General features: G+C 40.8%; 13 protein-coding genes and 1 tRNA gene. 5 read left to right on the forward strand and 9 right to left on the reverse strand.

Annotation, left to right across the window (positions count from 1 at the left end; all coding sequences use genetic code 11):
* From QNK26_RS14080 to rlmA, 3 genes are all read left to right on the forward strand, one after another.
* Nucleotides 1-1028 (forward strand): pyruvate formate lyase family protein (locus QNK26_RS14080; RefSeq protein WP_319224048.1); only part of this gene is annotated, 1028 nt, incomplete at its 5' end.
* A 127-nt stretch (nt 1029-1155) separates the two neighbouring features.
* Nucleotides 1156-1932, forward strand: a complete 777-nt coding sequence (gene pflA / locus QNK26_RS14085) for a pyruvate formate lyase 1-activating protein (protein ID WP_319224050.1) — start codon at nt 1156-1158, stop codon at nt 1930-1932.
* Between the two features lie 102 nt (nt 1933-2034).
* The gene (gene rlmA, locus QNK26_RS14090; protein ID WP_319224053.1) at nt 2035-2904 is read left to right on the forward strand and encodes a 23S rRNA (guanine(745)-N(1))-methyltransferase; all 870 of its coding nucleotides are present in this window, start codon (nt 2035-2037) and stop codon (nt 2902-2904) included.
* Between the two features lie 71 nt (nt 2905-2975).
* Here the strand turns inward: rlmA and yfbV are convergent, their stop codons facing one another.
* Nucleotides 2976-3413, reverse strand: coding sequence for a terminus macrodomain insulation protein YfbV (gene yfbV / locus QNK26_RS14095; RefSeq protein WP_319224055.1), 438 nt, complete (start codon nt 3411-3413; stop codon nt 2976-2978).
* Nucleotides 3414-3826: 413 nt separating this feature from the next.
* Here yfbV and QNK26_RS14100 point away from each other — a divergent pair, with 413 nt between their 5' ends.
* Together QNK26_RS14100 and pta are read left to right on the forward strand one after the other, a co-directional pair.
* Nucleotides 3827-5020 (forward strand): acetate kinase, encoded by a 1194-nt coding sequence (locus tag QNK26_RS14100; RefSeq protein ID WP_319224056.1) that lies wholly within the window; start codon nt 3827-3829, stop codon nt 5018-5020.
* 105 nt (nt 5021-5125) lie between these two features.
* Nucleotides 5126-7255 carry a phosphate acetyltransferase gene (gene pta, locus QNK26_RS14105; RefSeq protein WP_319224074.1) on the forward strand — a complete coding sequence of 710 codons (2130 nt, stop codon included), beginning with the start codon at nt 5126-5128 and terminating at the stop codon, nt 7253-7255.
* Nucleotides 7256-7351: 96 nt separating this feature from the next.
* Here the strand turns inward: pta and QNK26_RS14110 are convergent, their stop codons facing one another.
* The 8 genes from QNK26_RS14110 to smc all read right to left on the reverse strand — a co-directional run.
* The gene (locus QNK26_RS14110) at nt 7352-9235 is read right to left on the reverse strand and encodes an alpha/beta fold hydrolase (RefSeq protein WP_319224058.1); all 1884 of its coding nucleotides are present in this window, start codon (nt 9233-9235) and stop codon (nt 7352-7354) included.
* Nucleotides 9236-10888: 1653 nt separating this feature from the next.
* A complete protein-coding gene (locus QNK26_RS14115) occupies nt 10889-11827 on the reverse strand; it encodes a class I SAM-dependent methyltransferase (RefSeq protein ID WP_319224061.1) in 939 nt (312 codons plus the stop codon).
* Between the two features lie 116 nt (nt 11828-11943).
* The gene (locus tag QNK26_RS14120; protein ID WP_319224062.1) at nt 11944-12984 is read right to left on the reverse strand and encodes an AI-2E family transporter; all 1041 of its coding nucleotides are present in this window, start codon (nt 12982-12984) and stop codon (nt 11944-11946) included.
* Nucleotides 12985-13254: 270 nt separating this feature from the next.
* A tRNA-Ala gene (locus QNK26_RS14125) sits at nt 13255-13330 on the reverse strand.
* A gap of 116 nt (nt 13331-13446) precedes the next feature.
* On the reverse strand, nt 13447-14859 hold the full coding sequence (gene gltX, locus QNK26_RS14130; protein WP_319224065.1) for a glutamate--tRNA ligase: 1413 nt from the start codon (nt 14857-14859) through the stop codon (nt 13447-13449).
* A gap of 116 nt (nt 14860-14975) precedes the next feature.
* The gene (gene ligA / locus QNK26_RS14135) at nt 14976-17003 is read right to left on the reverse strand and encodes an NAD-dependent DNA ligase LigA (RefSeq protein ID WP_319224068.1); all 2028 of its coding nucleotides are present in this window, start codon (nt 17001-17003) and stop codon (nt 14976-14978) included.
* Nucleotides 17004-17079: 76 nt separating this feature from the next.
* Nucleotides 17080-18141 (reverse strand): cell division protein ZipA, encoded by a 1062-nt coding sequence (gene zipA / locus QNK26_RS14140; RefSeq protein WP_319224070.1) that lies wholly within the window; start codon nt 18139-18141, stop codon nt 17080-17082.
* A 19-nt stretch (nt 18142-18160) separates the two neighbouring features.
* Nucleotides 18161-21562: chromosome segregation protein SMC (gene smc, locus QNK26_RS14145; RefSeq protein ID WP_319224071.1), on the reverse strand; the 3402-nt coding region annotated here is incomplete at its 5' end.

Consider the following 21562-nt stretch of genomic DNA (forward strand, 5'->3'; position numbering starts at 1 on the left):
GTTGTGTATCACCAATGATTGTTGGTAAACAAATGCAGTTCTTCGGCGCACGTAGTAACCTTGCTAAAGCATTGTTATATACAATCAATGGCGGCGTAGATGAAAAACTGAAAATCCAAGTAGGTCCTAAATCAGACAAGATCACTGATGAAGTACTTAACTACGAAGATATCTCAGCACGTTTAGACAAGATGATGGATTGGTTAGCAACAACTTATGTTACTGCGCTTAACTCAATTCACTATTCACACGATAAATATTCGTATGAAGCATCACTAATGGCATTACATGACCGTGACGTAGCACGTACAATGGCATGTGGTATCGCGGGTCTATCTGTTACAGCTGATTCACTTTCTGCAATTAAATTTGCTAAAGTTAAACCAATTCGTGATGAAGATGGTATTGCAATCGACTTTGAAATCGAAGGTGATTATCCTAAATTTGGTAACAACGATTCACGTGTTGATGAAATCGCTTGTGACCTAGTTGAAACCTTCATGAAGAAAGTTGCTAGTCATAAAATGTACCGTGATGCTAAGCCAACACAGTCTGTACTAACAATTACATCAAACGTTGTATACGGTAAGAAAACAGGTACAACACCAGATGGCCGTCGTGCAGGCGCACCATTCGCTCCGGGCGCAAACCCAATGCATGGTCGTGATGAGAAAGGCGCAATCGCAGCCCTAACATCAGTTGCAAAACTACCGTTTGAATACGCAAAAGATGGTATCTCTTATACTTTCTCTATCGTACCAAACGCACTAGGTAAAACAGACGATACACGTCGTACTAACCTAGCTGGTTTGATGGATGGTTACTTCAAGCACAGCAGTGTGATTGAAGGTGGTCAGCACTTAAACGTTAACGTGATGGATCGTTCAATGTTACTAGACGCTGTTAAGAACCCTGAAAAATACCCACAACTGACCATTCGTGTGTCTGGTTACGCGGTACGTTTCAACTCGCTAACATCTGAACAGCAACAAGACGTGATCACACGTACATTCCAACAATCATTCTAAGAATGTTGAGAATAACGCTATAAAATACAACAATCGTTTATTTTTATAGTCGCAAGATACAAAAGCCTTACCTATGTAAGGCTTTTTTATTTATAATAACTATATAGCCCTATCTTTTGGAAATATTATGTCGCTTATTAAGCCTATTGATTCTACCGAGTTATGTAGCACAGTCGGACGCATTCATTCTACCGAATCTTTTGGCTCCGTAGATGGACCAGGTATTCGTTATATCGTTTTCATGCAAGGCTGCTTAATGCGTTGCCTGTATTGTCACAATCGTGACTCATGGGATTTGCATTCAGGTAAAGAAATCACCGTTGATGAATTAATGCGTGAGCTGGTTTCATACAAGGCATTTATGCTAGCAACTGGTGGCGGTGTAACGGCATCAGGCGGCGAAGCAATGCTACAACCTGAATTTATCCGTGACTTTTTTACTGCTGCGCAAGCCGAAGGGGTTAACACTTGCTTAGATACTAACGGCTATATTCGTAAATACAGCGACGTGATTGACGAAGTACTCGATGTAACTGATTTAGTGATGTTAGATTTAAAACAAATGAACGACGAAATACACCAAAAATTAGTGGGTGTAAGTAACAAGCGTACGTTAGAATTTGCCGAATATTTAGCTAAACGTAACCAGAAAACATGGATACGTTATGTTGTTGTACCAGGTTATAGCGATGATGATGAATCAGCACATGCACTGGGTAAATTTATTCAGCACATGGATAACATTGAAAAAGTTGAATTGTTGCCTTATCACGAACTCGGCCTGCATAAATGGAAAACCATGGGGTTTGATTACCCACTCGATGGCGTGCCGCCACCAAGTAAAGACACCATGGACCGTATTCAAGCTATCTTATTAGAATACCGAGATAATGTAATATATTAATCGTCCAAACAGCATTCTATTTCAAACCGATCCTAGCTCTATGCTATGATCGGTTTTTTGTTTTAGCCTTTTTGCTAATCGCCATCAGAATAATGAGATCACATGAACAACCTTTGCCCTATCTACCTTTGCCCCATCTGCGCTAGCCCTTTATCCGCACACGACAAAAGTCTAGCTTGCGAGCAACGCCACCAATTTGATCTAGCAAAAGAAGGTTACGTAAACTTACTGCCGGTACAAAACAAAAAATCAAAAAATCCTGGTGACAACAAAGAAATGATGCAAGCCCGTCGTGAATTTCTAGACCGAGGTTTTTATCAATCATTATCTGATAAAGTAAATAGCATGGCGCAGCAGGCTTTAGCAACTGTTGAGACACCTAACATCCTCGACTTAGGCTGTGGCGAAGGTTATTACACCCACCGCTTAGCGCTGGCTATCATGGATGCTAATAATGCGACTGCGGCTAATTTAGATAGCGGCCTTGCACCGCAAATTTCAGGTTTAGATATTTCCAAATCAGCAATTCGCTATGCGGCAAAGCGCTATAAAAGTATCAGTTTTTGTGTGGCAAGCGCATACGCAACGCCTTTTGCCGATGCCAGTCAAGATTTAGTTACCCGAATTTATGCACCATCACAAGATACTGAACTCGCACGTATTATCAAAACAGACGGTTATTTACTCACCGTCACGCCAGCTGCCGAGCATTTGTTTGAGCTAAAACAAAAAATTTATCAAACCCCTGAAAAACATGCGATGAAGATTGAAGACATAGCTGGATTTGAAGTGATTGAACAACAACGATTAACCGATGAAATAACCCTGACACAAGCGAAAGACAGTAAGAACTTATTAGAAATGACGCCACTGGCATGGAAAATGGGTGACGAACAAAAAGCGGCAATATACGCGACAGATTTAACCCTGACACTGGATTTTAATATTACCCTGTATCAGCGCCAAGCCTAATCTTTACGCGTTTTAAAGACAAAAAAATACCGATATTAGCGATGATATCGGTATTAATAATAAAACGAACATTACTTCGCCATAAAGGCTTTATCCATACGTTTAAATGCATTTTCTAAAACGTCAGCTAATTCACTGTAATGTGGATTTTTTGCTGCAGGTTCAAGCTCGCAACCTTGTGTCACTAAGCCTTGATATAACTCACGGTACCAAGTTGCCAGTGATACAGGTAACAATTCACTCGAACGCTTACCTAACCAAAACAAACCTTGCATCGGCAATGTAATCAATAATAATGCAATCGCAATACTGGCTGGCAGCTGCTGCATATCACCATAGAGATACTGCATCATTACAGTTAAGATAGCTAATGGTGGCATCGTCTTAAAGCCAAGCTTGGTTGCTGCAATAATTCTATTTTCAGGAAAAAGTGCAGCCAACTCTTTTTTCATCGGCCAGCGCTGCATATAATGTTGACCTTTATAAAGCGTATCTTTAAACACACTCATCAGCATCCTCCCGTCAAAACATAAATTATCTATAATCCAAACCATACACTATGTGATGGCGCAGGTAAAATAGTATATCCATATCAAGTTAATGGTTTAGATCAACTTTATTATAAATATACTTTGAGATATCGTCCTATTGCAAGTAAACTATGAGGAAGTTAACACTTTAAGGGATAATGTGGGTGATCTAGCTCGCAGTTTTAGAAAGTCGTCATTTCTTTAAGATGGATATTTAGTAACGAACATTCGTCGTATCAACTACGACATCGTACGTAAAAATGACAGTGTCAGCCAATTTACGAAGCACAGACAACTGTCTATGCTTTAATAAAGATACGTTACCTAAGCGAAAATCGCTAGGTTATTGTTATCAGTTATTTTATTGATTAATTCATAATAGGTTTTTACGCATGAATAAACTCGTTCTAGTTCTAAACTGTGGTAGTTCTTCTCTTAAATTCGCAGTCCTTGATTCAGTATCTGGTGATGAAAGATTATCTGGTCTTGCAGAATGCTTTAATTTAGAAAACGCACGCATCAAGTGGAAACTTGATGGCAATAAAGGCACAGCCGATCTAGGCGCATTTGCGGCTCACAAAGAAGCTGTAGCATACATCGTAAATAGTATCCTTAAAGACGAAAAAGAAATGAGCGATGCAATTGTTGCTATCGGTCATCGTATTGTACACGGCGGCGAAAAATTCACTTCATCAGTAATTGTTACTGACGAAGTGATCCAAGGTATTGAAGATTGTGCAACACTTGCTCCACTTCACAACCCTGCTCACCTTATCGGTATTCGCGCGGCACAAGCAGCATTCCCAGCACTTCCTCAAGTAGTTGTGTTCGATACTGCATTCCACCAAACTATGCCTGAAAAAGCATACTTATACGCACTACCGTACAAACTATACCGTGAAAATGCAGTCCGTCGTTACGGCATGCACGGTACTAGTCACCTATTCATTGCACGTGAAGCGGCAAGCATCTTAGGCCAAAAAGTTGAAGAAACTAACATCATCAACTGTCACCTAGGCAACGGCGCATCAGTTTGTGCAATTAAAGATGGTAAATCAGTAGACACAAGCATGGGTATGACACCACTTGAAGGTCTAGTGATGGGAACACGTTGTGGTGATATCGACCCAAGTATCATCAACCACCTAGTTACACAGTGTAACTACACGCTTGCAGAAGTTAACAGCATGCTAAACAACGAAAGTGGTTTATTAGGTATTTCTGAAATTTCTAGCGATTGCCGTGCTATCGAAGAAGGTTACGCTGAAGGTAAAGCTGGCGCAGTACGTGCTATGGAACTATTCTGCTACCGTCTTGCTAAATACATCGCTTCATACGCAGCAGCTCTAGGCCGTATTGATGCAATCGTATTCACTGGTGGTATTGGTGAAAATTCTGACGTAATTCGTTCTTTAGTACTTAACCAACTTTCTATCTTTGGTATCAAAGTTGACAACGAAGCGAATAAAGCAGCACGTTTCGGTGGTGAAGGTACAATCACTGCAGCAGATAGCCAGATCAAAGCAATGGTTATCTCTACAAACGAAGAACTTGTTATTGCACAAGACGCAATTAGCCTAATCTAATTTGGCTGTTAGCTAAATAAGATTAACTTTAAATAAGTAAGGTGTAACCGCACCTTTCTTTCTTCTCAATCCCAATATAAGGGGACGCTAGTGGCTCGCACTATAATGCTTATCCCAGTTGGCGTAGGCGTAGGCGTAACTTCTGTTAGTCTAGGTATGGTTCGTGCGTTTGAACGCAACGGCCTAAACGTTAACTTTTTCAAACCTGTTGCTCAACCTCGCCAAGGCGAAAAAGGTCCTGAGCTTTCAACTGAAATTATCCGTCAAGGAACGAATGCATCACCTGCAACGCCGTTCACTTTATCACACGCTGAAAAATTAATCGGTGCTGGTAAAACTGACGTGCTTCTTGAAGATATCGTTGAGCGTTTTGAATCGCACATGGTTGATGCTGAAATCGTTGTTGTTGAAGGTCTAGTACCAACATCAAAACAACCATTTGCTAACGATGTAAACTATAACATCGCTAAAGCTCTTGATGCTGAAATGGTATTTGTGACTAACCCAGGCACAGATTCTTCAGAACAGCTTAAAGATCGTTTAGAGATCGCTTGTTCAAACTTCGGCGGCAGCAAAAACAAACGTATCATCGGTTGTGTGATCAACAAAGTTGGCGCACCACTTGATGAAGCTGGCCGTAGCCGTCCAGATCTTGCAGAAATGTTTGAAGCAAACTCAGGTAATGCTAGCCATAACCTAGAAGTGTTACAAGTATTTGGTAAAAGCCCAATGCCTATCCTGGGTTGTATCCCATGGAGCGCTGAGCTAATTGCACCACGTGCAAAAGATCTAGCTAAACACTTAGGTGCTGAGATCCTAAACGAAGGCGACATCGAAGAACGTCGTCTAGTAGGTATCACTTTCTGTGCACGTTCAATTCCAAACATGCTTGAGCATTTCCGTCCAGGTGGCTTATTAGTTACTTCTGGCGATCGTGCTGACGTAATTGTTGCTGCATGTCTTGCTGCAATGAATGGTGTAAAAGTTGGCGCATTACTATTAACTGGTGATGTTCGTCCAGACGAAACAGTATTGAAATTGTGTCAACAAGCGATGGCAACAGGTTTACCAATCATGTTGACGCCAACGAATACTTGGCAGACTGCATTAACGCTTCAAAACTTCAATCTTGATATCCCTGCAGATGACAAACAACGCATCGAAGCAGTTCAAGACTACATCGCAAGTCACATCGACAAGCAATGGATTGAAACGTTAACTGTTGGTACACAACGTACTCGTCGTTTATCACCGCCTGCATTCCGTTACCAGTTAACAGAATTAGCGCGTCAAGCGAAGAAACGTGTTGTATTACCTGAAGGTGAAGAGCCTCGTACAATTGAAGCTGCTAACATCTGTGCTGAACGCGGTATCGCGACACCAGTACTTGTTGGTAACCCAGCTGAAATTAGACGTGTTGCAGAAAGCCAAGGTATCGTTCTTTCTGACGGTGTTGAAATCGTAGATCCAGTAACATGTCGTGAAAAGTATGTTGCTCCTATGGTTGAACTGCGTAAAGCCAAAGGTCTGACTGAAGTAGTAGCACGTGAACAACTACAAGATAGTGTTGTACTTGCGACTATGATGTTAGAACAATCTGAAGTTGATGGTCTTGTATCTGGTGCCGTTCATACGACAGCAAACACAATCCGTCCAGCACTACAGTTGATCAAAACGGCACCAGGTTCAAACCTAGTATCTTCGATCTTCTTCATGTTGCTACCAGATCAAGTGTTAGTGTACGGTGACTGTGCAATTAACCCTGATCCAAATGCTGACCAACTAGCTGATATCGCAATTCAATCTGCTGATTCTGCTAAAGCGTTCGGTATTGAACCTCGCGTTGCGATGATCTCTTACTCAACTGGTTCATCTGGCCAAGGTAGTGATGTAGAGAAAGTACGTGAAGCAACTAAACTTGCACAAGAACGTCGTCCTGATCTAATCATCGACGGTCCATTACAGTACGATGCTGCTATTATGGAAAATGTTGCAAAAAGCAAAGCGCCAAACAGCCCTGTTGCTGGTAAAGCGACTGTATTTGTATTCCCAGATCTTAATACTGGTAACACAACTTACAAAGCGGTACAGCGTTCTGCAAACCTAATCTCTATTGGTCCTATGCTGCAAGGCATGCGTAAACCAGTAAATGATTTATCACGTGGCGCATTAGTAGACGATATCGTTTACACAATCGCTCTTACAGCAATTCAAGCTAAGCAATTAAGCAATTAAGCAGCTAGTCTGAAAAACTGTTAAACGTGTATTAAGGCTTCCCTCGGGAAGCCTTTTTTGTTTATTTAACCACATGAAAACTCACGAGGAGAACGTTTAATTTTTCATAAAGAAAATCAATTTGTTAACAGCAATATTTCGATGTTTATCTTCTTCAATAAATAAACCGTGTAATGCGCCCTCAACCACTTCAATATAGCTATAAGGGCAACTTTCATTAAACTTGTCTTGCGCCAAATTACTCACAACATATTCATCTTCCGCTTGTAATATCAACACTGGAATATCAACTTTATGGGCATTAATTAACACTTTTTCACACGCTTTAATGGATTCTTGGATCCATTTAGTGCTCGGGCCATTTAACTTTAAATTTGGTTTTTCATTATAGCTATTGGTATAACGTGAATAACGTAATTTACTCTTACTCATGAGGTTTTTATCAAATTCAGGAAAATCATAAAAAGAACGACCTAAAGCGTAATTAGGCTTCTTAGTAAAGCGTTCAAAAATTGAGTTGCTTGAGGTATCTAACTTACTTTTAATGGATAAACCAAGGCCAAACATAGGCGTACTCAACAATAATTTCTTCACTTTGTGTTGATAAAATTGAATGTATTGAGTACATATATTTGCCCCCATAGAGTGCCCGACTAAGTAACAATCACCAGCGCTATTCGGATAAACAACTTTATCCATAAACAGCTGTAAATCAACGATGTAATCTTGAAACTCATTCACATGCCCTAGATCTAGATCCTCACCCCATCGCCCAGATTCACCTTGACCTCGATGATCATAAGTATAAATATTATAAAGATGCGACAGCTCATAAATGAGTTCTAAATAGCCCCAATAAGATTCATTTCTACCGTTAACAATCACCAAGGTATCTTTTTTATTATGTGGATTATAATTAATCCAATTGATTCTAACTTTGTCAAAACCAATAAAACTACCACGTGTTAAGTCTTTAATTACCTCATTACAGGCGCTTTCAGTGGTATCAACATCATCGCTTGTTTTGAGCGGGAAATCGGCCACATTAGCAAGTTCAAATTGCTCTTTATGAATTTTATCCGCAATGATATTAAGGTATTTTTTACCCATTTCAAAACCTAACGCGTAATCGCTATCAACGGCTTTTTTAGATGAATGGACTAAAGATGTTTGTAAATGCGTTGCTGGGTGGATCTCATAAATAACAACATCATCAGGCGGATTTTCTAAGAATGCTTGATCCGCACGGTACGCGTCTTCATGGATCATTAATAAATGGCTTAAATTTTTAAGTTTATTTGGACCTACTTTTTTTAAAAAATTCAACCATTCGTGATTATAGCTAGCATCAATAGGGATAGTTCTAATCACAACTATATGTTTATAACCAAGCTCATAAGCTTTTCGAACTGGGATTGGAGCCGTCACACCACCATCGTACCAATCCTCATCGTCAATTTTTATAGGCTCGGTGGTTAATAGCGGGATCGCACACGTCGCTTTTAATGATTTTGTCCAGCTCCCTCTTTTTAAATCTAAACATTTAGCTTGCATGCTGTTTATATTGGTTGCAACGCAATATAACTCACGATTCTCTAAATTTTTTAATCCAGTGTCCCAATCAAGCGCCAGATATGTTTCTGTAGCCTGGATTAATAAATCTAAATTTAGGCTGTTTTCACCACGGAATACATTCTTAAGATTAAAAAATTCAGGATCACGAGTCACTGTATTAATAACATTGTAGGCATGTCTATATTGCCCACAAACGTACGATGCTAAATTTAATGCGCCAGCAGACGTGCCAATGAAACAATCAAATGGATTATAATTTGCTTTCAAAAATGCATCTAAAACACCAGCAGTGAATACGCCTCTCTGTCCACCGCCCTCACAAACTAATGCAAATTTGTCGATATTCTCAGTTCGTAAGGGAGAAGCTTCAGTATCGACTTGAGAAATAGAAAAGTGATTGACCATAATTTATATACCGATGATTTAATTCAATACTTTAGCAGAGACAACATAATAATTAAGATCATCCTGCCTAACTCTGGAATATAAAAAACGATAAACCATATAACATTTTAAATATTCTACTTCAATCATCATATCACGATCACAACGAATGAGAGCCCCAGGTCGAACTTTAACCCTTTGACAAGGGAATCAAATAACCTCCCCGACATATCCATCTTTTAAACCAACCGGATCTTATGGTTTGGGCAGGTTCAGCGCTAGCATCGACCGTATTTGATAATGATGCAGAATTAATATATGCCATCGTGTTACATTTACCAAGACAGTTGACACTAATTTGCCAAGCCACCTCATTACTTCACGTTTTACTAAGCCTGAGCTTTTATATCAATATATTTGTACTTAAATCTAAAACGCAGCACAGCTCTCACAGGGCGCGATCCAGCTCTACCAACCCTGTTATAGTGGCTGTGAATAAGTCGTCTTAAATCGCTATTTTTATATAACGATTAGAACTAAATTAGCCCATCTTTAGTTATATTTATTTTCTAATTTTTTCTTGATTTTTCAATAAATATTAAAATATAGAGATAAAATCATTACAATACAAACACTTAGCCAAACAGTTAAAGTTAACACACATGTTTATCCACAGATTTTGTGGATAACCTAATAAAAATAGCAATTACTGACAACACAAGCGGAAAATATGAGTAATTTAGTCCACAGCCCTGTTTTTATACTTAAAGTTATACACAGGTGAAGTAATAAAGCAGGGGCATGTACACAAGCTAAGCTTCCTGTGTATAACATAATGATTTAAGAAGAAAGCACTGTTTGCATCGTGTATAAGAGATAGGAATAGATAAAGATTAATAATATAGAAGTGGCGAAGTCGGTATTTATCAGGCATAAAAAAAACCTCAATCGAGGCTTCTTTATCATCAGTAAATTATCGTTAAACTAGTCAGTAGTGATTAGTTTACGCCTGACTCATCATCAAGCTGGTCACGTAGTTCCGCTTCCATTTCTTGTTTCAAATCGTCTTGAAGTTGATAATACGATAAATCGTTTTCATTATAGTCCATCATAACCACCTTAATAGTACTAAACAGTACTTCGTTAAAATATGCCGATAATCGATAACCCGCTTATCACACTTCCCTGAGCAACCCTTTGCTCAGTCCATGTATTAATCCTAACACAGCATTTTCAGTCCGCAATATTTGTCGCTCTCGATGAAAATGTTGATCTTCGTCAATAAAGCTATTCTGTAATTATTTATCAACATTTTAGTTGTGCGCTCTTCATATGAAAGCAAACTAACGATATAAGGAAGGAATCATAGCCTCAAAACACAACAGGTTGACTAAAACTGAACAATAATAAACAAAATAGAACAACTTAGTATAAGTTATATTAAAAAGTAATATATGCGTATTTGGAGGGCTAGAATTAGTAAAATCAGGAAATAACAGGAAAAGAGAGACTAAAAAGCAACTCAAAAGTGAGGGGCTTTCTATGGAGATAACATTAAGCACAGTAATAATGACTAGAATCGTGCGCTGTTTCATATTTATTCACGAAACTTATACTAAACAACACACTAAACCAGTCACTCTATCGTAATGCCAGTAATATGGCTAATGACGATTAATCAACTTTAGGCGAGTAGATAAAGATTAATACTTTAAGGCCTTTGCCCGCTTCTGCTTCTTTAAATACCGCAGGTGTGGTTAGTTGTTCTTGGAATACACAATCAGGGCAATGCTCTGTCACGTTATCAAATAAGAACTGCTCACCCAGCTCTGGTGCGTTCAAACATAACATCACTTTACCCCCGGGTTTCATCAACTCAGGGATGCGCTTAATGATCTTGCTGTAATCACGTTTGATATCAACACTGCCTTTTTGAAATGACGGTGGATCCGAGATCAATAGATCATACGGGCCATGTTTACGTAAGCGGCCATATGATTTAAAGATATCCACGCCTTCAAATTTAACCCGCTTAAGATCATGACCATTACTGCGGTGGTTATCACGACCCATAGTTAATGAGGTACGGCTTAGATCAACGTTCATCACCTTATCAGCCCCGCCCGCTAGCGCGGCAACGGAGAAAGCACAGGTATAAGAAAACAAGTTCAATACGTTAGCATTCTCAGATTGTTCTTTTACCCACTGACGGCCATTGGCCATATCAAGGAACAAGCCAGTGTTTTGCGCACGACCAAACTCAAGGTTAAAGGTCATACCATTTTCAGTGATCTCGGTGCGGTTACACTCTTCACCAAGGAACAATGACGTTGGTGCACGTTCACGACAGCGGAACTGCACTAAGACCGTTTTACACTGTTCACCAAGTTGTGCTTGCAGCGCTTGTGCTAGCAGCATTAAGTAGTCATTTTCTTCTTCTTGGTATAACGTAATAAGTGCAACGGGTGACAACCAATCAATGTTGATGTGCTCGAAACCCGCATACGTGTGACCACGACCATGGAACAAGCGACAAGCATCTTCTGCTACAGCAGAAAAATCAATAAACTCAAGCGGCAATTTCACATCAGCCTCGGACATAGCGACAGTCACAATCTTATTCACCTTAATTAATCTTGGAAAATAAAAAGGGATGCACACTGTACATCCCTTTCTTCAATGTCAGGCATTATACCTGACTAGTACTAAAATGCGATCAAGGCACTCAGTTATTTTTTCACCTCAACATCGCTGCTGATCAGTATCGACATCCAGTTGTTGTCGTTAATCGTTTCTAAGCCAATTTTAACAATCATAGTCAGCGGCACAGCCAATAACATACCGACAAGTCCCAGTAACCAACCCCAGAATATTAACGATAAGAATACAATCAAGGTCGATAAACCAAGTCCTTTACCCATAAAGCGTGGTTCAACTACATTACCCATCACCAAGTTGATCGTCACATAACCGGCTGCAACCGCTCCCGCTTGGGGTAAACCCAGTTGTAACGCGGTCAGAATGACGGCTGGTACTGCAGCAATTAACGATCCGATATTTGGCACATAGTTGAGTAGGAAGGCGATTAACCCCCATAGTAAGTAGAAATCAACATCCATAATAAATAGCATCAAACCAACACAAAGACCGGTCGCGATACTAACTAAGGTTTTAATCGCCACGTACTTGTTTACCGAGTCTAAGAATTTGTCTAACTGCGCTAATTTAAAATCAGGGTCTTTAAACATGAAATGTAGTTTCTTCGGAAATACTTCCGCTTCAAACAACATAAAGACTACCGTTAATAAGATCAGGAAAATGTTGGCCATCACGCCAGATAAGCTACTGACCATGCTAGAAACCATCGTCACAGCAGTGCCTGGGTTAAAGTATTCCAATAAGGTATCAGATGATATTTTGATATTGTATTTATTTAAGAACGTCACTAATTCGCCGTAATGACCACGAATTTGGCTTTGGTAGTCGCCAATATTACTGGTGAGCTGCTGCACGCTTGAACCTATCACACTGGTGATCGTCAAGCCCATCATAATAGCAACAATCAACACCATAAAAATAGCAATTGCCCGTGGGATACGACAACGGGTAATCAGGTCTACCAATGGGTTACAGATAATGGCAATGAATATGGCGAGTAAAAATGGAATGATAATCGGCGTGGCAATTTTAATACCACCAAGGATAATAATCACCGCAGCTATCATTACCAAATTACGCATTTGGCTATTTTCATTTAAACTTAGTTTCATATTCACTCATTAGGGGGGCTTTGATTCGCCGATATTCTACGACATGATTGATGAATATAACCTTAACAAGCTAAAAACACTAATCATATTATATTTATCTCAGGTACTTAAATTTATTTAAGATCCACTGGTTAACGTCAAAAATAGAGATATTTATTGCGATAAAATCACAGTAATGAATAACACGGAGCAGAAGCAGCAACAATAGAGATATGTATATAGGAAATAGCTGATGATAAGTTGATGCAGTAGGTAAGCAGAAAACAGAAATGGTGGAGCCAAACGGGATCGAACCGATGACCTCGACACTGCCAGTGTCGCGCTCTCCCAACTGAGCTATGGCCCCATTTCTACAGCAGCTTTCGCTACTGCAGGAATAATATGCCATCTGCCGTTTTAGTGTCAATATCTAGTATATAAAAATCAGCACAAAACGACAGAAAGTATATTATTTACACACCCTTAGGCGTTTTCACGTGCAGCAATGAATGCTAACGCTTTGTCGATACCAGCAAGGCTACGTTCTTTGCCGATAAGCTTTAAAGTTACATCTAATGACGGAGATTGACCGGCACCAGTGATAGCAACACGTAATGGCATACCAACTTTACCCATACCAACTTCAAGTTCAGTCGCTGTATCGTTAATTGCAGCGTGTAATACTTCCGCATCGCTCCAATCAGCAATCGCAGCTAACTTTTCTTGTACTTTAACTAATGCTTCTTTTGCTACTGGACGTAAATGTTTCTTCGCCGCAGTTGCATCAAATTCAGCATAGTCTTCAAAGAAGTAACGGCTAGATGCAGCAAGTTCTTTCAGTGTTTTAGCTCGCTCAGCAAGTACTTTAACAATTTCAGCTAGCTCAGGACCATTGCTTGTATCAATGTCTTGGTCTGCCATGTGCCACTCAAGGTGAGACGCCACATATTCAGGTGCTAGTGTTTTAATGTAATGTTGGTTTACCCATTGCAGCTTCTCAGTATTAAACGCTGATGGCGCTTTGTTTACATCATCTAAGCTAAACAGTTTGATCATTTCTTCAGTGCTGAAGATTTCTTGATCGCCATGTGACCAACCTAGACGTACTAAATAGTTTAGTAGTGCTTCTGGTAGGTAACCATCATCACGGTATTGCATAACGCCAACAGCGCCATGACGTTTAGACAGTTTAGCGCCGTCATCACCAAGGATCATTGCAACGTGAGCGTACTGTGGAACAGGCGCGCCAAGTGCTTTTAAGATGTTGATTTGACGAGGTGTGTTGTTTAGGTGATCTTCACCACGCACAACACTAGTAATGCCCATATCCCAGTCATCAACAACAACACAGAAGTTGTATGTTGGTGAACCGTCAGTACGGCGGATGATCAAATCATCTAATTCAGTGTTAGCAAATTCAACTTTGCCACGGATCTTGTCATCAACGATAACAGAACCTTGTTTCGGGTTACGGAAACGGACAACATAATCAGCACCAGTATCTTCGATATCGCCGTGGCTACATTTACCATCGTAACGAGGGCTTTCTTTTGCATCCATTTGCGCTGCACGTAACGCGTCTAGGCGTTCGCGTGAACAATAACATTTGTATGCTTTGTCTTCTGCAAGTAGTTGATCAACTAACTCGTTATAACGATCGAAACGTTGAGTTTGGAAATATGGACCTTCATCCCAATCCAGACCTGCCCATTTCATGCCTTCTAAGATCGCGTCAACCGCTTCTGGAGTAGAACGCTCTAAATCAGTATCTTCGATACGCAATACAAATTCACCACCTTGGCTTTTTGCATGTAACCAAGAATAAAGCGCTGTACGTGCGCCGCCTACGTGCAAGTAGCCAGTTGGGCTAGGTGCAAAACGAGTCTTAACAGTCATAAGTCTCACAATACCTTTTACATTATTTGATTCACTTAACCCACGACAGGTTAAGCACATGATGCTGCGCATTTTACCACTAAAGCAAAAACTAACAACAAGCGAACTAAAATTATCTAGCTATGTGATGCCAATAGCGCCAGTAAATCATCTTCTGTCAGAATATCGATACCCAACTCTTGCGCTTTCGTCAGCTTAGAACCGGCAGCAGGCCCCGCCACTAGTGCGGTAGTTTTCTTCGATACACTGCCCGCGACTTTCGCGCCAAGATCTTGTAAACGTGTTTTAGCATCCGCACGCGAGATATTAACCAGCGTACCGGTGATCACATAAATAGTATCTAACAAAGGTTGTTGGCTTTGTTCTTTAACAGCCACATCATCCCAGCTCATACCGGCTTCAATTAGCTGATCAATTACCGCAAGGTTATGTTCTTCACGGAAGAAGTAGAAGATGTGCTTAGCAACGATATCACCGACATCAGCAATCAAAATTAACCGCTCAACAGAGGCTTTTTTGATGAACTCTAAGGTTAATAAGTCATTAGCAAGGTTAGCGGCAGTCGCTTCCCCTACTTCTCGAATCCCCAGTGAATATAAGAACTTCGCCAGTGTGGTATGTTTTGCAACTTTCAAGGCTTCAAGTAAATTGGTGGCCTTCTTTGGTCCCATACGATCGAGCATGGTTAACTGGCCAAAAGTAACGCCAAACAAATCGGCTGGGGTTTTGATTAAATCGGCATCAACCAGTTGTTCAACCATCTTGTCGCCTAAGCCATCAACGTTGAGTGCTTTACGTGAGGCAAAGTGTTTAATCGCTTCTTTACGTTGTGCACCACAATACAGACCTGCGGTACAACGCACTGTTGCTTCACCTTCGATGCGTTCTACTTCAGAATCACATACGGGGCATGTAGCTGGAAACACGATGTCTTGGGCATCATCAGGGCGACGTTCTAGCATTACTCGCGCAACTTGTGGAATAACATCACCAGCACGGCGAATAATCACCTGATCTTTTATTTTAATGCCTAAACGGGCAATTTCGTCCGAGTTATGTAACGTGGCATTACTGACTGTAACACCTCCAACAAATACTGGTTCTAAACGTGCTACAGGGGTAATTGCGCCTGTACGACCAACTTGGAATTCAACATCAAGTAATGTGGTGATCTCTTCCTGTGCAGGAAACTTATGCGAGGTTGCCCAACGTGGTGCTCGCGCAACAAAACCGAGGGTTTTCTGCAGTGCTAAATCATCGACTTTATACACCACACCATCAATATCATATGACAACGAATCACGGCGTTCACCAATCAGCTCATAGAAGTCTAAGCAACCTTGATAGCCCATCGCAACGGTGACATCAGCGCAAACAGGAATACCCCATTGTTTGAGCTTCTGTAAGTTTTCAGCATGAGAATTAGATAAACCTTTGCCTTCAACCTCTCCAGCCACAATACCTAACGAATAGGCATTAAACGCTAACGGACGACTGGCGGCAATCTTGGGATCAAGCTGACGTAAACTCCCCGCAGCCGCATTACGTGGGTTAACAAAGGTCTTTTCACCTTTCTTTTTAGCATTGATATTTAACTGTTCAAAACCTGCTTTAGGCATAAACACTTCACCACGCACTTCTAAACGAGCTGGAAAGTCATCACCACGTAAGCGTAATGGTATTGATTTAATGGTTTTTACATTTTCAGAAATGTCTTCACCAATTTGTCCATCACCACGCGTGGCAGCGCGAACAAAATTGCCATTTTCATACACAATGCTCACCGCAAGACCATCGAGTTTTGGTTCACAGCTAAACTTGATCTCAGTTTTAGTCAGCAAACGATCTTGTAAACGTTTTTCAAACGCCAGCAGCTCTTCTGCAGAAAACACATTATCCAATGATAACATCGGCATTTCGTGTTGGATCTGGGTAAAACCAGTAAGCGCTTCACCACCAACTTTTTGGGTTGGCGATGTGGCTAAGGCAAGTTCAGGAAAGTCGCTTTCAAGCTGCTTTAACTCACGTATTAGGCGGTCATATTCCGCATCCGGTACAGTGGGATTATCTAATACGTAATACTGGTGATTATACTCTTCTAACTGAAGCGTTAAGGTTTGAATTTGCTTTGCTGGTTCTGTCATATTAATTTCCGAAGATCAAAAAAAGCCCCACCGAAGTGAGGCATTTATCTAGATAACATTATTCCATACTACTTTTCTAGTGCGTTTTTTTCGCTAATGCTCGACTTTCTAACTGGCGAATAAACGCTTGTTCTTGCTCAATAGCGTCTTCTAATAATGGATTACGTGAAGCATCCATTAATAAGCCATCTACACCGTCAGCAATGCGTTCTGCCGCACCGAGCATTAGGTTATAATTGTGTGATGCTTGACCTGCACACGGAAACATCATGAATAATGATACACCTGGAGACTTAAATTGCTCCATTGAGTCAATATCAAATATGCCAGGTTTAACCATGTTTGCAAGGCTAAAGATAACAGGACCTTTACCCGCGGCATCAACATGGCGGTGGAAAATATCCATAGCGCCAAATTTAAAGCCAAATGCAGACAACTCTTGTAACAACTCCGCACCCGCGATGTTTTTACCTTCACGGGCCATAATGTTAATCACAAATACCGCTTCTTCAGCAGCGTCATCTTGTGCTGATGGTGTGCTACTATTTACATCTGAGGTGTTACCAGCGCTTTGCTCAGAAGTATGATCAGAGCTTGCCGAAATACTAGCATTGGCTTGTGTGGCATCATGGTGCACGTTTTGCGGTTGATTCTCTGCTGCTAGCGTATTATCAACGACGGCATCAACCACATCATAACTTAACTCATTTGTTTCTCTATCGTCAGTCACGGACTGCTCTGTTACCACAGGCACTTCTACATCAGTAGCCGAAAACGAAGCCGCGACCATCGTCTCGGTGTGAGTGGTATCTTGCGCGCGACTGTCTATAGACGTACTTTTCATAGCTACACTATTCATAGAACTAAATTGCGGCTCAACTTTCTCAACGGCAACTGGCGCAGGTTCAACATTCGAGATGTTCATGGTCGGTTCTACTGACTTAGTAACAACGCGTTTTTCACCGATACCGTCAAGATCAAACCCTTGTTTATCTTTAAGTTTATGATCAACTTTACCTAACGGTTTATCTTTTAATGGTTTTACTTGGTTCTTTTTATTTGACCAAAGGCCATGGGCAATTAAAGCAGCAATTGCAATAAACCCTAGAATGATGAGAACAAGTCGCAAATCTTGCATAACAGCCTATCTCTTAATGTTAATTGTCTGTAAGTTCTACCGCTGCCGAAATATCGACTGCGACGATTCGAGAAACCCCTGGTTCATGCATGGTCACTCCTATTAATTGCTGAGCCATTTCCATGGCTAACTTATTATGACTAATATAAATAAATTGTACTGTTTCTGACATCTCCTGAACCAGTTTACAAAAACGCCCGACATTTAATTCATCGAGTGGTGCATCAACTTCATCCAACATACAAAATGGCGCAGGGTTTAGCCTAAATATCGCAAAAACCAATGATAATGCCGTTAAGGCTTTCTCACCACCTGAAAGTAAAGAAATACGCGCATTCTTCTTCCCAGGTGGTCGCGCCATAATAGTTACGCCAGTGTCTAATAAATTACTCGATGTCAGCTCTAACCAAGCCGCGCCACCGCCAAACACTTTAGGGAATAAAGTTTTAAAGTCAGTATTAATTTTTTCAAACGTGGTCGCAAAACGCGCCCGAGTTTGTTTATCAATTTTAACAATCGCGGCTTCTAATGTCTCGATAGCTTTTTCTAGATCATCCGTTTGTTCGTCTAGGTATTGCTTACGCTGCGATTGTTGTTCAAATTCTTCGACGGCCGCCAGATTAACCGCGCCTATCTTTTGTAATTGTGCATCAAGTTGTTTTAACTGCTGTTGGTACTCTTTTAGCGTTAATATGTTAACACACTCACGTTTCAATGTAGCTATATCAACATGGTCATCCGCAATCTGCTGATATAGTATTTGTTCTTTTGCTTTATTGTTAGCCTGTTTGAGGTCTAATTGTTGGACTTTGTCTTTCACTTTTAAGCTACTTGTCATTATCCTAGCACGTTTTTCTTCAACATTATGTTTGTCGTTAACGAGTTTAGCGCGTGTTGATTTCTTTTGGTTATTATCATTTTCGATGGCAATTTGTTTCTCAGCAGCTATTGCACGTGCGGTTTCTAACTGCAGTAAGCTTTCAGCATATAACGAGTCGTTGGTTAATGCAGCAATATCTTGCAAAATAGTTTGATATTGTGACTCTGTTTTCGCGATAAGTTGCTGCTGCTTTTCGATTTCAACCGTAAACTTAGTTTTAACTAAAAGGTGTTGTTGAACTTGTTTCTCGAGTACTTGCTGTTCTTGTAAAAACTTGGCTTTATCAGCTTTAGCCGCTTCAGCTTTTTGAATCAAACCATCATCATTGGCTAATTGTGCTATCGCTGCTTGTGTCGAAGCAATCTGCTCGTTAAAGCGCTGCACTTCTTCAGCTTCAATCGCCAACAAATTATCCAATGTTAATAAACGTCTATTCAACTGATCTTGATTAAGCTGCCATTGCGCTTGCTGCTGCTGTATTAACTCGAGTTCAACCGTTATCTGCGACACTTCACTTTGTTTTTCATGCAGCTTAGTTTTCATCAGCTCAATTTGGTGCTGGTATTCAGCCTGTGTCACTGTGAGCGCAGTAAGTTGATAGTGCTGTTTACTCATCAAGGTTTCAATAGCCAGTAAACGCGCCTGCAATTGCGAAGCCTGCAGTTGCATTTCAATACGTCCTTGCGCTGATGATACGTTGGCTTTGGCATGCTGTGATAGCCATACACCTTCATCAGTAAACCAATCGCCATGCGCAGTGATATAACTGTATTCTTGGTGACTGTCGGCACCCGCTTTCGCATCATCAATACTGCCAGCACATGTCACTTGATTTAGCTGACGGTTAAATAAATTATTTTTTACCTTATCAGCTAACGAACCTGTGCGCGCAGCACATTGACTCGGTTTAAACCATTGCAATGCGGGTAATTCATTCAAATCAAATTGGCTAAGCTGTTCGTCACTAATACAGTAAGCATCCAACCAATTAGCCAGCACCTTCTCAACGGCGGCTTCCCAACCCGGTTCTACATCTAATTGTTGTAATAACTTTAATGGAATAGAATCGAAATTACATTCTAACCAAGCATGGGCGTGATCGGCGTGTTCAGCTTTACGTAATAATTCGGCGATCACGCTCAGCGAGGCGTTGATTTCAGTTTGTTCTGCGACACTGCTACTGATGTTGGCTTGCAGCACGATAACCTGCTTATTAATCCCTTCAAAACCATTGTTGAGTCCAGCTAACTCATGGCCAAGTTGCGTTTCTTGCGATTGTAACTGTTGCTGTAACACAGTTTTATCGCTAATTAATGCTTGTTTACTGTGCAGAGTAAGTTGTAGCTGCTCTTCTATTAATTCACTGCGTTGTAATTTACTTTTATTCAGTACTGATTCCGCACTTTTAACGGCATTGGTCAAGACATCAAGTTTACTACTAAAACGCTGCACCTTCTCAAGGTATACCGCATGCTGGGCAATAGCTTGGTCACTGCTCACTGTCGCCGATGCTAATGATTGCTCAATCACCAATAACTCAGCAGACAGTCGCTGGTAATCTGATTCCACGGTTTGTGCTTGCTGTTGATGTTCTTGTAACTGGGTTTGTTCTGCGTTAAGCAATTGCTGTAACGTTTCGCTGTGTTGCTGGTATTCTTGTTGTTTACCTGTCGATTCTTGCTTACGCGCTTGATGATGCAGGATCTGCTGTTCGATCTTGGTCAGTTCAGTGCCCTGTAAATAAAACGCTTGCTGTTGATTTTCGATCAATATCGAGAGTTCATTTAACTGCACGTCAAAGTCAGTGATCTGGGTGTGCAATTTAGTGGCAGTTGCGCTGAACTTCTCTTGTTCATTCATCAATACTAATTTTTGCTGGGCAAGTTGATTAATCGAACGCTCAACATCATAGATCTGGACTAAGCCAAGACGACTTTTCGCCTCGCGTTGCTGTTGCTTTAACGCTCTAAATTGTTGCGCAACCGCAGACTGCACTTTTAATTTATCAATTTGCACACCTAATTCAATACGGATATCTGCAAGTCGGTTGAGGTTATCTTTGGTTTGATTAATGCGTTGTTCGGTTTCACGACGCTTTTCTTTGTATTTAGAAATGCCAGCCGCTTCTTCAATGAAGTGACGTAATTCTTGTGGTTTAGATTCGATTAGACGTGAGATCATGCCCTGTTCAATGATCGCATAGCTGCGCGGCCCCAGCCCTGTGCCCAAAAATAGTTCAGTGACATCTTTACGACGGCATTTTTTACCGTTGAGGTAATATTGATTGGTACCATCACGGTATAACTCGCGACGAATAGACACTTCATTATATTGTAATAAAGCATGATCAATACGCTGTTGCGCATTATCGAATAACAGTTCAACGCTGGCTCTTGATACCGGAGAGCGCGCCACTGAACCGTTAAATATAACGTCAGCCATGGCATCACCACGCAAGTGCTTGGCCGAGCTTTCACCCAGCACCCAGCGTACGGCATCAATGTTATTCGTTTTACCACAGCCGTTAGGGCCAACAACCGC

Origin of the sequence: Moritella sp., assembly GCF_033791185.1 — a bacterium.
In the GTDB taxonomy this organism is placed as follows: Bacteria; Pseudomonadota; Gammaproteobacteria; order Enterobacterales; family Moritellaceae; genus Moritella.

Coding starts and splice junctions, on each gene's coding strand:
- QNK26_RS14120 (WP_319224062.1), bottom strand. CDS start 12,984: ATGAAACTAAGTTTAAATGAAAATAGCCAAATGCGTAATTTGGTAATG.
- rlmA (WP_319224053.1), top strand. CDS start 2,035: ATGAACAACCTTTGCCCTATCTACCTTTGCCCCATCTGCGCTAGCCCT.
- zipA (WP_319224070.1), bottom strand. CDS start 18,141: ATGCAAGATTTGCGACTTGTTCTCATCATTCTAGGGTTTATTGCAATT.
- pflA (WP_319224050.1), top strand. CDS start 1,156: ATGTCGCTTATTAAGCCTATTGATTCTACCGAGTTATGTAGCACAGTC.
- pta (WP_319224074.1), top strand. CDS start 5,126: ATGCTTATCCCAGTTGGCGTAGGCGTAGGCGTAACTTCTGTTAGTCTA.
- yfbV (WP_319224055.1), bottom strand. CDS start 3,413: ATGAGTGTGTTTAAAGATACGCTTTATAAAGGTCAACATTATATGCAG.
- QNK26_RS14110 (WP_319224058.1), bottom strand. CDS start 9,235: ATGGTCAATCACTTTTCTATTTCTCAAGTCGATACTGAAGCTTCTCCC.
- gltX (WP_319224065.1), bottom strand. CDS start 14,859: ATGACTGTTAAGACTCGTTTTGCACCTAGCCCAACTGGCTACTTGCAC.
- QNK26_RS14100 (WP_319224056.1), top strand. CDS start 3,827: ATGAATAAACTCGTTCTAGTTCTAAACTGTGGTAGTTCTTCTCTTAAA.
- ligA (WP_319224068.1), bottom strand. CDS start 17,003: ATGACAGAACCAGCAAAGCAAATTCAAACCTTAACGCTTCAGTTAGAA.